Source organism: Bacillus sp. TCT6 (assembly GCF_056033845.1).
Map to the genome: position 1 here is coordinate 3,856,532 of NZ_JBVYHX010000001.1, position 15,006 is coordinate 3,871,537.

Consider the following 15,006-nt stretch of genomic DNA (forward strand, 5'->3'; position numbering starts at 1 on the left):
TTCGCAACACATTCCATCATAGAAATACAACGAAACGTTCAACCCTTTTCTTTTATTTTACAACAAAAAACACCTCTTGCGGAGCTTTTACAAAATTTCAACGAATTTTTCAACAGAAAAAGCGAGCTAATATATATATTAGCTCGCTTTTTTCTCTTGATCATAAATATTAATTCCAGCTTGATGTAACATCCATTCAATATGAACACCATATCCTGATGTTGGATCATTTACAAATACATGCGTAACAGCACCAATTACTTTTCCATTTTGTACAATTGGACTTCCGCTCATCCCTTGTACGATACCGCCCGTTTTCGCTAATAGACGTTTATCTGTTACTTTTATTACCATACCCTTTGTGGCTGGGAATTTTTGTTGCACTGTACTAACAACTTCAATATCAAACGCTTCTACTTTATCTTGATCAATAACTGTTAATATTTTTGCCGGTCCTTCTTTTACTTGATGAGATAATGCGATAGGCATCGCTTTATCCATTATACCGTTTTTCATATTCGTATTTAATTTGCCAAAAATACCATATGGACTATTAATTGTAATATTGCCAATCACTTCACGATCTGGTGAGAATCTTGCTAATTTCTCCCCTGGATTCCCATGACTACCTCTTTCAATTGATGTGACTGTCGAGCGCATAATTTGTCCATCTTCGACTTGAATCGGCTTTTTCGTATCATTATCAGAAATAACATGACCAAGTGCCCCGTATTTCATAGAATCTGGATGAACAAATGTCATCGTTCCAATTCCAGCTGCCGAATCACGGATATACAAGCCAATTCGATAAGACGATTCACCGTTGTCTTTTTGTGGAGTTAGCTTCGTACGAATATATTTTCCATCTCTTAACAATACAAGATTAAGCGGTTCACCTGTTTCTCCACTATTATGAATAAACGGTGCTACATCACTCATTCTTTCAATTGTTTTACCATTAATTTCAGTAATCATATCTCCAATTTGTACACCTGCTGTTTCACCAGGAGATATTTTACCCTTTTCAGTTTGAATTAAATGATGGCCTACAACAAGTACACCTTTTGTATTTAATTTCACACCAATTGATTGTCCACCTGGAATTACTTTAAAATCTTTTAACACTTTCACATTTACTTTTTTCACTGGAAAACCAGCAAGCTGAAATACCATATCAGCTTCACCATTTTGATGAGAATTTACCATAAGTCCTTGTTTTTGTTCATTCGAACTCACTGTAAATACATGACGATTTGTGGATGAAGCTTTGAAAACTGGTAATGATGATATTTCTGATTGTTGTCCTTCAAAAACAACAAGTTGTTTCGGTGATGAAATAAACGTTCGAAGCGGTTTAAAACATCCAATAAAAACTAAAGAAACAAGGAGACAAAGACCTATTATTTTTCGAAATTTTTCTAATTTCAACTTGTTCACTCTCCTCGCTCCTACCCCACATTCAGCCTCTTGGCTTCACTTTTTAATCTCTCCTTGCAGTGCATTATTTATAACCGGAAGAATTAAGAAATCGTCATTTGAGAAAAAAAGCTATCCATTACTGGATAGCCTCTGCTGTCTGTTTAAAATGATGCGCTTGCGTAAGTAATTCTTTCGCATGCTCTGTCGTTAAATCTGTGATTTCTACACCAGAAATCATTCGAGCTATTTCTGTTACTTTATCCTCCATAGTTAAAACAGTAACTGATGTAATTGTCCGATCATTCGCTACTTGTTTTCGAATAAATAAATGTGAATCCGCCATTGAAGCTACTTGAGGTAAGTGCGTAATACAAAGTACTTGCGAGTTTACTGATACTCGATAAATTTTTTCCGCAATAGCCTGTGCGACTCGGCCACTTACACCCGTATCCACTTCATCAAAAATAACAGATGCAACCCCTTGATGCTTAGAAAAAATGCTTTTTAAAGCTAAAATAATACGAGATAACTCTCCGCCAGAAGCAACCTTTGAAAGTGGTTTTAGCGGCTCTCCTGGGTTCGTTGAAATATAAAATTCCACATGATCGTAACCATCCACCGTAAGTCTTACCGGTGCACCTTCCACAAGGGGTTCTTCTGCATTTCCTGCTCTCTTCATAATTCGCACTTCAAATTTCGTTTTTTCCATATATAATTCTTTTAATTCCTGATGAATTGCATTTGTAAGATGTTCTGCAAGCTCATGACGCATATTACTTAACAACGTTGCTTCTTTCAGAATAACACTCTCTAATTCCTTCAACTGTTTCTTCGTCGTTTCAATATGAACGTCTTTATTTTCAATTGTAAAAATTTCCTGTTCAATTTTATCTGCATACGCTAAAATCTCTTCTACAGTATTTCCATATTTTCTCTTTAGCATACGAATTTCATTCAAACGTGTTTCGATTTCATCTAAACGATTTGGATCATATTCCATCATATCGAGCTTTTCTCTCAGTTGATAGGCAACCTCTTCTAATAAGTAATAGCTATTTGCAATTGAATCATAATTCTCTTGATACATTTCATCTAAATGTGTAATACTTTCCATTTGTCCCATTGCACTTCTTACATTATCTAACCCTTGTCCGTCGGCACTTAACGAACGATATGCATCACCTAACGCTTTATAAATCTTTTCAAAATTAGAAATTTGCAATCGTTCCTCAGTTAATTCATTTTCTTCATCCATCTTTAAATCTGCCTTGCGAATTTCTTCATGCTGAAATTGAATTAAATCTAAGCGATGTGCCATTTGTTGTTCATTTTCACTTAACGATTTCAATTGTTTTTTTAATTTTTCATAGTCAGCGTATACATTTTGATATATGTCTAATTGTTTAACGATTCGATCCCCATCAAAGTGATCAAGCATAAACAGATGTCGTTCTTCATTCATTAAATCTTGCGTTTCGTGCTGTCCATGAATATCAACAAGTGATTTCCCAATTTCTTTTAATATGCTAAGTGTAACAAGCTTCCCATTTACACGACATACACTCTTTCCGTTCGCAGCAATATCACGCTTTAAAATAATCATGCCATCTTCTATTTCTATATCTAACTCTTCTGCCTTTTCAATACATGGATGCTTCTCATCTTCAACATAAAATAGCCCTTCAATCTCAGCCTTTTCTGTTCCATATCGAACAAATTCTGCTGATCCACGGCCACCTACAAGTAAACTAATCGCATCAATAATAATCGATTTTCCGGCCCCTGTTTCACCGCTTAAAACCGTTAAACCTTTTTGAAAAGAAATATTTAATGCTTCAATAATAGCAAAGTTTCTAATCGATAATTCCGATAACAATGCCCCATTCACCTCGTTATAAAATAATCCCTTACTAAAGGATTTTCTCAGTTCTTCATTCAAATAATCATGTTATATATTTGTATGTATATACTCTTCTAACCCGCTTCATTGTACCAAACATTTGTTTTACGGGTCAATCCATCTATTTTCTAACTTTATGCAAACAAAATATTATATTACAATTGAAAATTCATATTTTTAACCAATAAAAATATCTTGTTCACTTTCCACTTTACGATGGAAAGCAAACAAGATTTTTTGTTACAACATATTTAAGAAACGATCAGAGACAACACCTGTATCGTCAGGTGTACGGCAAATAATTAAGCAAGTATCATCACCACAGATGGTTCCGATGATCTCATCCCACTCTAAATGATCAATAAGTGCTCCAAGTGAATGAGCGTTACCAGGCAATGTTTTTAGCACAAGCATATGTCCTGCCGTGTCTAATTTTACAAATGAATCCACTAGATTTCGTTTTAATTTTTGTAACGGGTTAAATCGTTGATCTGCTGGCAAGCTATATTTATAGCGCCCATCATGTAATGGCACCTTCACTAAGTGCAGTTCTTTAATATCGCGCGATACTGTTGCTTGCGTTACATTAAATCCCTCATTACGTAAAATATCAACTAATTCATCTTGTGTTTCAATTTCTTTGTTTGCAATAATTTCCCTGATTTTAATATGGCGCTGACCTTTATTCATACATTTGCACCTCACACTATCTCTTACCATAGTTTAAACATTGGTATACTTCACTTATTTATGTTAACTTATAATTCGTTTCTTGTACACAATTGTTTTTACAATCATTATACAATTACAGCAAAAAGAGGAACAACATATGTTATTCCCCTTTCCCTTTTTGTTTTAGAACGTCATGCGCTTCTGTAACAACTTGCTCTATAGAAATCGGAGAATGATTTTCGCCATTCTCACGTTCACCATGCCATTTCAGATGAATTAAAAATTCAATATTACCGTCTCCACCCGTAATTGGTGAAAATGTTAAACCTTCCACATCATAGCCTTCTTTTAAAGCAAACTCGACAATCATTTCCACAACAGCTTCATGTACTTTTCTATCACGAACGATACCTTTTTTCCCAACTTGCTCTCTTCCAGCTTCAAACTGTGGTTTAATTAACGCCGCTACATCTCCGTTAGGCATAAGCATTGTTTTTAAAACTGGCAGTATAAGCTTTAATGATATAAATGAAACATCAATACTTGCAAATTGAGGTAAACCACGTTCTAAGTCTGCTGGTGTCACGTAACGGAAATTTGTTCGTTCCATTACAACAACACGCTCATCTTGACGTAATTTCCACGCTAGTTGATTGTATCCTACATCTAATGCATAAGATAATTTCGCTCCATTTTGAAGCGCACAATCTGTAAAGCCACCAGTTGATGAACCAATATCTATCATAACTTTATCTTGTAAATCAAGATGAAATGTCTCTAATGCCTTTTCAAGTTTATAACCACCACGACTTACATACGGCATAACTTGTCCCTTCACCGTAATCTCAGTATCTTGCGAGATTTTCTCTCCTGGCTTATCAAGTCTCATTTCATTTGCATATACGAGTCCCGCCATAATGGCGCGCTTTGCTTTCTCACGCGTTTCTATAAGTCCTCGCTCTACTAATAGTACATCTACTCTTTCTTTTTTTACGCTCATTTGTTACGCCCTTTTTTGTTTTGATGGAATCATTGTATGAATACGGTCTACGACAGCATCTGTCGTTAAACCAATTTCTTCTAATAATTTTGTTACACTTCCGTGCTCTATGAAGCGGTCTGGAATACCCATTCGTTCAACTAATGCACTATGGTAACCATTTTCAGATGCAAATTCAACTACTCCTGTTCCAAAACCACCAATTAAACAAGCTTCTTCAATCGTTAAAATCGGTATATTCTTTCCTAGAAGATCATGTAAATATGCTTCATCCATTGGTTTAATAAAGCGAGCATTCACTACTTTCACTGAAACTCCAGCTTTTTCAAGACGCTCAGCGGCTTCCATCGCCATTGGTATTGTCGTACCAAACGTTAAAATAGCTGCTTGTGTACCCTCTTTTAACGTCTCCCACGTACCGATCGGAATCGCCTTTAATTCTTCATCCATATGAACGCCAAGTCCATTACCGCGCGCATAACGCAATGCGATTGGTCCATCTTCATATTGCATCGCCGTATAAACTAAATGTTGCCCTTCATTTTCATCTTTCGGCATCATAAGCACCATATTTGGCAAGTGACGTAAGAATGAGATATCAAATACGCCTTGATGCGTTTCACCATCTGCTCCTACTAATCCTGAGCGATCTATTCCAATGAAAACATTTAAATTTTGGCGGCATATATCATGAACAACTTGGTCATATGCTCTTTGTAGAAATGTCGAATAAATTGCTAAGAATGGCTTCATTCCTTGCGTTGCCATACCTGCTGCCATCGTTGTAGCATGCTGTTCTGCAATACCTACATCAATCATACGATTTGGGAATTCTTTTTGGAATTTCTCAAGTTTTGATCCAACAGGCATTGCAGGTGTAATTGCTACGATACGCTCATCCGCTCTCGCTAGCTTAAGTACTGTTTCACTAACAACAGCACTCCATGCTGGTGCAACTTCTTTCGGCTTAACAAAGTCACCTGATTCAATTTTATAAGGTCCTGTTCCATGCCAAGTTCCAATAACGTCACTCTCGGCCGGTTTATAACCTTTTCCTTTTTTCGTAATAACGTGAACAAGCACTGGGCCTTTTGTTTTCTTTGCATATTGCAACGTTTCGAATAGCTTTTCATAATCATGCCCATCGACTGGACCTAAATATGTAAAGCCTAACTCTTCGAAAAAGACACCAGATACTAGTAAATATTTAAGACTATCTTTTATTTTCTCTGCTGTCGCAGCCACTTTCCCGCCAACTGCTGGGATTTTCTTTAATATATACTCTAATTCATCTTTTACCCAGTGATATTTTCCTGCGGTACGTAAACGACCAAGTACATTATGGAGCGCACCAACGTTTGGTGCAATTGACATTTCATTATCATTCAAAATAACAATCATATCTGTCTTTTCATGTCCAATATGGTTCAATGCCTCTAAAGCCATTCCGCCTGTTAAAGCACCATCTCCAATAATTGGTATAACATATTCTTTCGTTTTCTTTAAATCACGTGCCAGAGCCATTCCCATTGCAGCCGATAACGATGTCGAGCTATGACCAGTTTCCCATACGTCGTGCTCACTCTCACAACGTTTCGGAAAACCACATAGGCCTTGATATTGCCTTAATGTACCAAACTCTTTCGCGCGTCCAGTTAAAATTTTATGTACATAGGATTGATGTCCTACATCCCATAAAAATTTATCTTGCGGGCTATCAAATAATTTATGCAGAGCAATTGTGAGTTCTACTACACCTAAATTAGGCGCAATATGTCCACCTGTTTGAGAGAGCTCTTCAATTAAAAACTTACGAATATCCTCACTCAATCCCTCTAGTTCACTGATAGACATATCTTTCAAAAAACTAGGGTTTTGAATTTGCGTTAGATCCACATGGATCACTCACTTTCATTTCATAATCTGTCAACATGTCAAATATTATAAAAAACATTTACACAAAACAAGAAATTCTCTTTTCTATTTTTCGTCTTGTCCCGCTATTAACCAGTCTATTGCGCCCTAATCCTATTATAAACCATATTTCTTTAGGCGATGAAAAAAATAGCCGCTAACACGAAGTGATAACGGCAATGTAATCTACATATATTTTTGCCAATAACAAGAAAAGAAAAACCTTTTCCTACAGTTATATCATAAAATGATAAATGACTCAACAAATGAAAACGCTGTTATATTAGTTATTACGTTTTGCAATTAAATCGCAAATAGATAGTAAATATTCATCTTGTAATTGCAAGGAGCTAATCGCACCTTTTGCTTCTGCAATTGTTTCTTCTAAAATATCCTTTGCTCTATCTACAGTAAACAACGTCGTATATGTACTCTTTTCGTTAGAAAGATCACTACCAATTGGTTTCCCAATCTCTTCTTCGGTTCCTTCGACATCTAAAATATCATCTCGAATTTGGAAAGCTAGACCGATATATTTGGCAAACGTAAGCAACTTTTCTTCTTGCTCTTCTGTCGCATCAGAAAGTATCGCACCCGCAAGCACAGCAAATTCAAGCAGTTTTCCCGTCTTATGTTTATGGATGTACTCCAATTCATCAATCGTAAGGCGTTTCCCTTCAGCTTCCATATCTGCCACTTGTCCGCCAACCATTCCTTCTGGTCCTGCTGCTTTTGCAAGTTCAAGTACAAGTCTTACTTTTTTTTCGGCAGAAATTTCTTTTTGCTCATATGCCATAATTACTTGAAAAGCATACGTCAATAAGCCATCTCCTGCTAAAACTGCCATCGCTTCACCAAATACTTTGTGATTTGTGGGTTTTCCTCTTCTTAAATCATCATCATCCATACAAGGTAAATCATCATGAACTAAAGAATATGTATGAATCATTTCAAGAGCACAAGCTGCACCTACTCCAAGATTTCTTTCTTTCCCAAACGCTTGTAATGTTGCAAACAAAAGTAACGGGCGGAGACGTTTTCCACCCGCTTCCAAAGAATATGCCATCGCTTCACGAAGTACATTTGGACATTGTAATTCATTTGCATAGCTTACAAGTTTCTCTTCTACGAAAGTTTTACTTTCTTTCAAAAAAGTATCAAAAGCAATCGTCACTATGCTTCATCTCCTACAGCAGTAAACGGTTCAAGCTCTCCATCTTCCCCAAGAATAACTGCCATTTGTTCTTGTACATTCTTCAACTTCTCATCACAAAGCTTAGATAATTCCATGCCCTCTTTAAAATAAGAAATCGCTTCTTCTAACGGTACGTCACCTTGTTCTAGCTTAGAAACAAGATGCTCAAGTTGCGAAATTGCCTCTTCAAAGCTTAATTTATTTTCCATTATTCAATTCACGCTCCTCTATGCCTGATACGCTACAATCTAGTATTCCATCTTGTAATTGAACTGAAACAGCATCTCCAAGGCTTACATCTTTCACACTTTTTAACACTTGCTTCTCTTCATCATATACAAGCCCGTACCCTCTCATCATTACTTTAAGCGGACTTAACGCTTCAAGTTTTTGAGCAGCTCTTACAAAGGCAAATTCTTTCGTTTGAAGTAACGTTTGCATTTCACGTTGTAATTGCTTTTGCAACGTTTCAACAGCTACCTTTGTTTGCATAATTTTTTGAGATGGGTGGTGCTTCTCTAAATAAAATGAAAGTTGCTTTAACTGATTCACCTTTTTATCAATATAGCGCTCTTTCGCTAAAACAAGCTGTTCTAGCGCTCTATCTAATTGCTCTTCCTTTTGCTCATATACTTGTCTTGGATAACGGAACGCATACGATTTTTGCAACACTTGTAGTTTTTCTTCTTTTTTATGTACTAACTCTCTCATCGCTCTTTGCAATCTCAGAGTTCTTTGCAATACCTTTTCTTGTAACTCTATAATGTTAGGTGCTGCCAGCTCAGCTGCTGCAGTCGGTGTTGGCGCGCGTAAATCTGCAACAAAATCTGCGATTGTAAAATCCGTTTCATGGCCTACTGCCGAAATAATAGGAATTTCACTCTTAAAGATTGCTCTTGCAACCATTTCCTCATTGAAAGCCCATAATTCCTCAATAGAACCTCCACCACGGCCAACGATTAGTACATCTATCTCTCCCATTTCATTCGCTGTACGAATCGCTTGTACAATCGAGGGAGCCGCTGACTCCCCTTGTACAAGTACCGGAAATACAATAACATTCCCAATTGGATAACGACGTTTAATCGTTGTTATAATATCACGAATCGCTGCTCCTGTTGGCGACGTAATCACACCTATTGTTTTAGCGTAAGGAGGAATTGCTTTTTTATAAACTTGAGAAAAAAGTCCTTCTTCTTCTAAACGAACTTTTAACTGTTCGTACGCTAAATGTAAATTTCCGACTCCGTCAGGCTGCATGTCTTGAATATAAATTTGATAAGAACCACTCGCCTCGTAAACAGAGATTTTCCCTTTCACGAGTACCTTCATCCCATTTTCAGGTTTGAATTTAATATTACGATTATGACCCGCAAACATAACCGCTGCGATTCTTGCATTTTCATCTTTCAATGTAAAATACATGTGGCCACGGCTATGATTTTTAAAGTTGGAAATTTCACCTTTTAACCAAACAGACTGCAAATGCGGATCATATTCTATTTTTGTTTTTATATAGCGTGTTAACGCTGTAACGGTTAAATATTGCTTCTCCATTTCTCTCTCCTCATAGCCGACTCAAATTATTTACAAACGACACCTGCACGTTTGGCAGATTCAACAGTATTATGAAGAAGCATTGTGATTGTCATTGGACCAACACCCTTTGGCACAGGTGTAATGTAACCCGCAACATTTAACACGTTGTCAAAATCAACATCACCACAAAGTTTCCCTGTTTCTAAACGGTTTACACCAACGTCAATTACAACCGCTCCTTCTTTAATATAATCCGCTGTTATCATTTTAGGTCGTCCAACAGCTACGATTAAAATATCCGCTAACTTCGATAACTCTTTCATATTTTGCGTCTTAGAATGACAATATGTGACAGTTGCATTTTCATTTAAGAACAATTGTCCCACTGGTTTACCGACAATATTACTTCTTCCAATTACTACTACATGTTTTCCAGAAATATCAAGATTCGTTTCTTTTACTAATTCTACAATACCGTGCGGTGTACATGGAAGGAATGTATCTTGTCCCGTCATCATACGTCCCACGCTAATTGGGTGAAATCCATCTACATCCTTTTCTGGTGAAATTCTTTCAATGATAGCTTTTTCTTCAATATGTTTCGGTAAAGGTAATTGCACTAATATGCCATTAATACGGTCATCGCCATTTAAGCGATCGATTTCAGCAAGCAAGCGTTCCTCAGTAATTGTTTCAGGAAGTTCAATTAGCTCTGAGTAAATCCCTACTTGTTCACAGCCTTTTTCTTTTCCTTTTACATAAGAACGAGATGCTGGATCTTCTCCAACTAAAATAACTGCTAATCCTGGTACAATCCCTTGCTCTTTCAACTTCACAACTTCTTCTGTTAATTGTGCTCGTTTTTTCTCCGCAACTTCATTTCCTTTGATGATTACTGCTACCATTTTAAGATTCCCCCTTAAAGAATTTACAGTGTATCTTTTATATTAGATAAAACGCCGTTAATAAAACGACGAGATTCCTCATCCCCAAATGTTTTAGCAATTTCAATTGCTTCGTTAATTGTTACGTTGTGTGGAATTTCTTCCATGTATTTCATTTCATACACAGCTACACGTAAAATACTGCGATCAACAATACTAATACGCTCAAGCTTCCACTTTTTTAAGTTTTGACGAATCGCTTCATCGATTGCTTCTTTATTTTCTACAAAACCTACTACAAGTGACTCTAGAAACTCATTTGTTTCTTCGCCTTCATCTAGCGTGTTTTCCACTGCTACTTTCGGTTCTAATTCACCTGTAATATCCATTTGGTATAATGCTTGCATTGCTCTTTCTCTAGCCGTCCTACGTTTCATTGTAACTCTCCTTTATGCTTCAAGTCTTTCCTTATACTTTGTTATATTATTATAATTTATAAGCCGTCAATTCACTTACTCTTACAGTTTTCATTGATTTTCCAACCTTATAATACAATGATAATAACACAATTTATCGTTTCACACACGGGTTACAAGGCTGAAAAATAATAAAAAGATTAACTTCAAGTTCCATATCTTATCACAATGTACGTTTTTTGGAAAAACGACACATTTTCTTTTTTATTTCTTATTTTTTGAAATAGTATAATAATTAGAGGATTGTAATTTGTGAAGAAATGAAACGATAAAAAAGATGCCTATGTTACTAGGCACCTTTTCATTCTTACACTGGTTCGATTTCTGTTTTTTGTGTTTCGAATGTTACGCCAACGATGTGAACATTCACTTCTTTTGGCTCAAGTCCTGTCATTGTAAAGAGCGCTTGGCGAATATTGTCTTGAATCTTTTGAGCAACAACTGGAATTGCTACACCAAAATACATTACAACATAAAGGTCAACGATAATATCTTCGTTTGCTAATTCAACCTTTACACCTTTACCATGATTTTTCTTACCTAACTTCTCAACAACATCTGTAGCAAAATTACCGCGCATTGCCGCTACACCTTCTACTTCAGCAGCTGCAATACCTGCAATTACTTCAATTACTTCTGGTGCAATTTCTACTTTACCAAGAGTTGTATCTTGACCCATATCTAACATATGTTCAGCCATGAAAAAAACCTCCTTTAATGTATCACTGCGTCACAAGTTCATGCTCTTCCAAAAATTTCGTATTAAACTCACCTTTTACAAAATCAGGATGATCTAGCAATTGCAAATGGAACGGGATTGTTGTATGTACGCCTTCAATGACAAATTCACTAAGTGCGCGCTTCATTTTTGCAATTGCCTCTTCACGTGTTTTTCCGTGAACAATTAATTTAGCAACCATCGAATCATAGAAAGGTGGGATTGAATATCCCGGATATACAGCTGAATCGACGCGAATACCAAATCCTCCTGGTGGTAAGTACATTTCTACTTTACCTGGAGATGGCATGAATTTTTTGGCAGGGTTTTCCGCATTAATTCGACATTCAATTGCCCAACCATTAAATTGTACTTCTTCTTGCTGTAACGATAACTTTTCTCCTGAAGCAACAAGAATTTGTTCTTTAATTAAGTCCATTCCCGTTACCATTTCAGTAACTGGATGCTCAACCTGAATTCTCGTATTCATCTCCATGAAATAAAAGGTTTTCGTTTTATATTCATAAATAAACTCAACCGTACCAGCACCTGTATAATCAACCGCTACCGCCGCTTTAACTGCCGCTTCACCCATCTGCTTGCGAATATCTTCATCAAGTGCAGGTGATGGACTTTCTTCTAATAGTTTTTGCAAACGGCGCTGAATTGTACAATCACGCTCTCCTAAATGAATGGCATTTCCGTGTGTATCTGCCATTATTTGAATCTCAACATGGCGGAAATCTTCAACGTACTTTTCTAAGTATACACCAGGGTTCCCAAAAGCGGTACTAGCTTCTTGCTGTGTAATTTGAATTCCTTTTATAAGCTCTTCTTCATGGCGTGCAACACGAATACCTTTTCCGCCGCCACCTGCAGTCGCTTTAATAATGACTGGATATCCAATTTGATTAGCAAGCTCGATCGCTTCTTCGGTATTTTTAATAATCCCTTGTGAACCTGGTACAATCGGAACCCCTGCTTCTTTCATTGTATCACGAGCAACGTCTTTTGTGCCCATCTTTGAAATAGCTTCTGGACTTGGACCGATAAAAATCAAGTTACATTCACGGCATAACTCTGCGAAATCTGCATTCTCTGCTAAAAATCCGTATCCCGGATGAATAGCATCGCAGCCTGTTAACTTCGCAACGCTAATAATATTCGTCAAATTTAAATAGCTTTCTTTCGAAATCGTTGGTCCTACACAATACGCCTCATCTGCAATCTGTACGTGAAGTGACTCTTTATCTGCTTCTGAATAAATTGCAACTGTTTCAATGTCCATTTCTTTACAAGCACGAATAATTCGTACAGCAATTTCCCCACGATTGGCTATTAATACTTTTTTTATCATCACAAAGACTCCCTTATTACGCTTTTACAAGAAATAGCGGTTGTCCATACTCAACAAGCTGTCCGTTATTAACAAGAATTTCAACAATTTCGCCCTCTACATCAGCATCAATTTCGTTAAATAACTTCATAGCCTCGACAATACATACGATAGAATCTTTCGATACTCTATCCCCAATACTTACATATGGAGGTGTATCAGGTGAAGATGAAGAATAGAATGTACCTACCATTGGTGAGGTAATCTTATGTAGGTTTTCATCTTGAACAGTTTTCTTCTCTTCTTGCTTTGGTGCTTCTGCTTGCGCTGCTGCTACTGTCGTTTCAACTTCAACAGGCGCTACTGGTTGCATAGCTTGTTTTGCTGCAGGTGCTTGCACAGCAACAACTTCATTACCACGCTTTTTCATTTTGATTGTTGTACCGTCTTTTTTGTATTCAAATTCATCAATATTAGAGCTATCAATTAATTTAATTAATTCACGAACTTCTTGAATTTTAAACATGTAAAATCCACTCCCATACTCTTGTTTGTCCCGTTTTTACAGATTCTCGTCACAAAACTAGATTGACTGTAAAAATACGATGTATTCTATTAGAAAATATATTTCATTAACTAATAGAAATATTTACTATTTCCATTTTACGATAAATTTTTTAAACATTCCAATTTATATTTCTTTATAATAAATCGAAACTCCTGTAAAAAATATTATTCCAATAAAAAAATTATTACCTAGTAATAATACCAAGTTTCACACGAAATTGGCAAGACCACTTCAAAAAAAACATTCACTATTTTTGCAAAACGTTACATAGCAAACACGCCATTCCCTCTCCACTCTTCACCACATCTATAGTCAATAACATATTTTTACCAAATATTAATTTTTGTTTACACGCCGTTCATCATTCCTTCATATAAGAATAGTATGTTCAAAGTGTAGAAAATATATTGTGCTGAGGTGTGGAAATATGATATGGCTCATCCTCTTTTTACCTGCCGTAATCGTTTGGGCATGTGTTCTTTGCATCCACGTCAAATCCGGAAAAAGTAATCATCAGTACCATGAACCATTAATCTTTTACTCACAACGTGTTTCTCCATTCCGAGTTGAACATAGTAAAAATAACTACAAAGACAAAATAGAAAAAAGCTATCGAAAATGATAGCTTTTTTCTATTCACACGTACTTACATACTCTATTCCACTATTTGCATACCCTTTGCTTAGTAAAAGGTAATAATCCGCAGGGAAACCCCCTACGGATTAAAGTTTCACTTATTTCGCTGGTGGATCAAATTTCACACCTACATCTTTTGATCCGCCTTCACTTCTTACAAGTTGAATAATTTTATTTGCTTCTTTCTGTGAATGTTTTGCCGCTTTAACCGTTACTCTAATATCTGTACCATCAGCTCTTACAAGAGCATCTGGATATCCTCCTTGAGATTTAATTACTGTCTCAAGTAATTCTTGCTTCGTTTCCATTGTAGTGATTGCATCAAAGTTATCTTTCGCTTTACTCTTTTCTGTTGCTGAAGATTTCGAAGAATTCATCACTTCTTGTAATTTTGCTTTCGCTTCACTACGTTGATCTTCCATTTGCATACGTAAGGCTGTGAAATTCTCATCACTTGATTGAACTGATACATTACCCTCTTTTTTACTTGTTTCTTTTTTAGTATTTTCTTTTTTGTCTGTTTCTTTATTTGTTGTTTCCTTGCTTGTATTTTCTTTTTTCGGGTTTTCTTTAGGTGCTTCGTTTGTTACTGCTTTATCAGTACCTTGTTTTTCTTGTCCAATCTTTTCACCTGTTGCCGGCGATGCTGTATTCATTTTGTCAGGAGTTGTCACGTAATACACAGATAGTACAACAACTAAACTTAACATCGTTAATAGCCAAACTGTTTGTTTTTTTAACACTTTATT

The 15,006-nt window shown here is 36.3% G+C and carries 15 protein-coding genes; 1 reads left to right on the plus strand and 14 read right to left on the minus strand.

Annotated features, from left to right (window positions below; all coding sequences use genetic code 11):
• Positions 1–138 precede the first annotated feature (138 nt).
• The 13 genes from spoIVB to accB form a co-directional block, all read right to left on the minus strand.
• On the minus strand, positions 139–1,437 hold the full coding sequence (gene spoIVB / locus AC0ONG_RS19585; protein WP_002000940.1) for a SpoIVB peptidase: 1,299 nt from the start codon (positions 1,435–1,437) through the stop codon (positions 139–141).
• A gap of 118 nt (positions 1,438–1,555) precedes the next feature.
• Positions 1,556–3,295, minus strand: a complete 1,740-nt coding sequence (gene recN, locus AC0ONG_RS19590) for a DNA repair protein RecN (RefSeq protein ID WP_000947759.1) — start codon at positions 3,293–3,295, stop codon at positions 1,556–1,558.
• 264 nt (positions 3,296–3,559) lie between these two features.
• Positions 3,560–4,009 (minus strand): arginine repressor ArgR, encoded by a 450-nt coding sequence (gene argR / locus AC0ONG_RS19595; protein WP_001032580.1) that lies wholly within the window; start codon positions 4,007–4,009, stop codon positions 3,560–3,562.
• A gap of 142 nt (positions 4,010–4,151) precedes the next feature.
• Positions 4,152–4,991: a TlyA family RNA methyltransferase gene (locus AC0ONG_RS19600; protein ID WP_000111874.1), complete on the minus strand. Its 840-nt coding sequence runs from the start codon at positions 4,989–4,991 to the stop codon at positions 4,152–4,154.
• A gap of 3 nt (positions 4,992–4,994) precedes the next feature.
• Positions 4,995–6,887: a 1-deoxy-D-xylulose-5-phosphate synthase gene (dxs, locus tag AC0ONG_RS19605; protein ID WP_000366457.1), complete on the minus strand. Its 1,893-nt coding sequence runs from the start codon at positions 6,885–6,887 to the stop codon at positions 4,995–4,997.
• Between the two features lie 301 nt (positions 6,888–7,188).
• Positions 7,189–8,079 carry a (2E,6E)-farnesyl diphosphate synthase gene (ispA, locus tag AC0ONG_RS19610; protein ID WP_000150374.1) on the minus strand — a complete coding sequence of 297 codons (891 nt, stop codon included), beginning with the start codon at positions 8,077–8,079 and terminating at the stop codon, positions 7,189–7,191.
• Entirely contained in the window at positions 8,079–8,309 is a 231-nt protein-coding gene (gene xseB, locus AC0ONG_RS19615; protein WP_000428424.1) for an exodeoxyribonuclease VII small subunit, read from the minus strand. Before xseB ends, ispA begins: the two co-directional genes overlap by 1 nt.
• Positions 8,299–9,657: an exodeoxyribonuclease VII large subunit gene (xseA, locus tag AC0ONG_RS19620; RefSeq protein ID WP_000415249.1), complete on the minus strand. Its 1,359-nt coding sequence runs from the start codon at positions 9,655–9,657 to the stop codon at positions 8,299–8,301. Before xseA ends, xseB begins: the two co-directional genes overlap by 11 nt.
• Before the next feature lie 26 nt (positions 9,658–9,683).
• Positions 9,684–10,544: a bifunctional methylenetetrahydrofolate dehydrogenase/methenyltetrahydrofolate cyclohydrolase FolD gene (gene folD / locus AC0ONG_RS19625; protein ID WP_000226733.1), complete on the minus strand. Its 861-nt coding sequence runs from the start codon at positions 10,542–10,544 to the stop codon at positions 9,684–9,686.
• 23 nt (positions 10,545–10,567) lie between these two features.
• Positions 10,568–10,960: a N utilization substance protein NusB gene (nusB, locus tag AC0ONG_RS19630; protein ID WP_000830247.1), complete on the minus strand. Its 393-nt coding sequence runs from the start codon at positions 10,958–10,960 to the stop codon at positions 10,568–10,570.
• Positions 10,961–11,306: 346 nt separating this feature from the next.
• Positions 11,307–11,699 carry an Asp23/Gls24 family envelope stress response protein gene (locus tag AC0ONG_RS19635; RefSeq protein ID WP_000807630.1) on the minus strand — a complete coding sequence of 131 codons (393 nt, stop codon included), beginning with the start codon at positions 11,697–11,699 and terminating at the stop codon, positions 11,307–11,309.
• A gap of 22 nt (positions 11,700–11,721) precedes the next feature.
• Positions 11,722–13,074: an acetyl-CoA carboxylase biotin carboxylase subunit gene (gene accC, locus AC0ONG_RS19640; RefSeq protein ID WP_000592870.1), complete on the minus strand. Its 1,353-nt coding sequence runs from the start codon at positions 13,072–13,074 to the stop codon at positions 11,722–11,724.
• A gap of 16 nt (positions 13,075–13,090) precedes the next feature.
• Positions 13,091–13,579 carry an acetyl-CoA carboxylase biotin carboxyl carrier protein gene (accB, locus tag AC0ONG_RS19645; protein WP_000472862.1) on the minus strand — a complete coding sequence of 163 codons (489 nt, stop codon included), beginning with the start codon at positions 13,577–13,579 and terminating at the stop codon, positions 13,091–13,093.
• Between the two features lie 469 nt (positions 13,580–14,048).
• On the opposite strand from accB, the gene AC0ONG_RS19650 reads away from it, so the two are divergent.
• The gene (locus AC0ONG_RS19650; protein WP_003309905.1) at positions 14,049–14,243 is read left to right on the plus strand and encodes a hypothetical protein; all 195 of its coding nucleotides are present in this window, start codon (positions 14,049–14,051) and stop codon (positions 14,241–14,243) included.
• A gap of 112 nt (positions 14,244–14,355) precedes the next feature.
• On the opposite strand, the gene AC0ONG_RS19655 is transcribed toward AC0ONG_RS19650, so the two are convergent.
• A complete protein-coding gene (locus AC0ONG_RS19655; RefSeq protein WP_016077257.1) occupies positions 14,356–15,000 on the minus strand; it encodes a SpoIIIAH-like family protein in 645 nt (214 codons plus the stop codon).
• Positions 15,001–15,006 lie beyond the last annotated feature (6 nt).

Bases quoted from the DNA above. Each gene is read 5' to 3' on its own strand.
- argR (WP_001032580.1), bottom strand. From the start codon at position 4,009: ATGAATAAAGGTCAGCGCCATATTAAAATCAGGGAAATTATTGCAAAC.
- AC0ONG_RS19600 (WP_000111874.1), bottom strand. From the start codon at position 4,991: ATGAGCGTAAAAAAAGAAAGAGTAGATGTACTATTAGTAGAGCGAGGA.
- xseB (WP_000428424.1), bottom strand. From the start codon at position 8,309: ATGGAAAATAAATTAAGCTTTGAAGAGGCAATTTCGCAACTTGAGCAT.
- xseA (WP_000415249.1), bottom strand. From the start codon at position 9,657: ATGGAGAAGCAATATTTAACCGTTACAGCGTTAACACGCTATATAAAA.
- folD (WP_000226733.1), bottom strand. From the start codon at position 10,544: ATGGTAGCAGTAATCATCAAAGGAAATGAAGTTGCGGAGAAAAAACGA.
- nusB (WP_000830247.1), bottom strand. From the start codon at position 10,960: ATGAAACGTAGGACGGCTAGAGAAAGAGCAATGCAAGCATTATACCAA.
- AC0ONG_RS19635 (WP_000807630.1), bottom strand. From the start codon at position 11,699: ATGGCTGAACATATGTTAGATATGGGTCAAGATACAACTCTTGGTAAA.
- accC (WP_000592870.1), bottom strand. From the start codon at position 13,074: ATGATAAAAAAAGTATTAATAGCCAATCGTGGGGAAATTGCTGTACGA.
- accB (WP_000472862.1), bottom strand. From the start codon at position 13,579: ATGTTTAAAATTCAAGAAGTTCGTGAATTAATTAAATTAATTGATAGC.
- AC0ONG_RS19650 (WP_003309905.1), top strand. From the start codon at position 14,049: ATGATATGGCTCATCCTCTTTTTACCTGCCGTAATCGTTTGGGCATGT.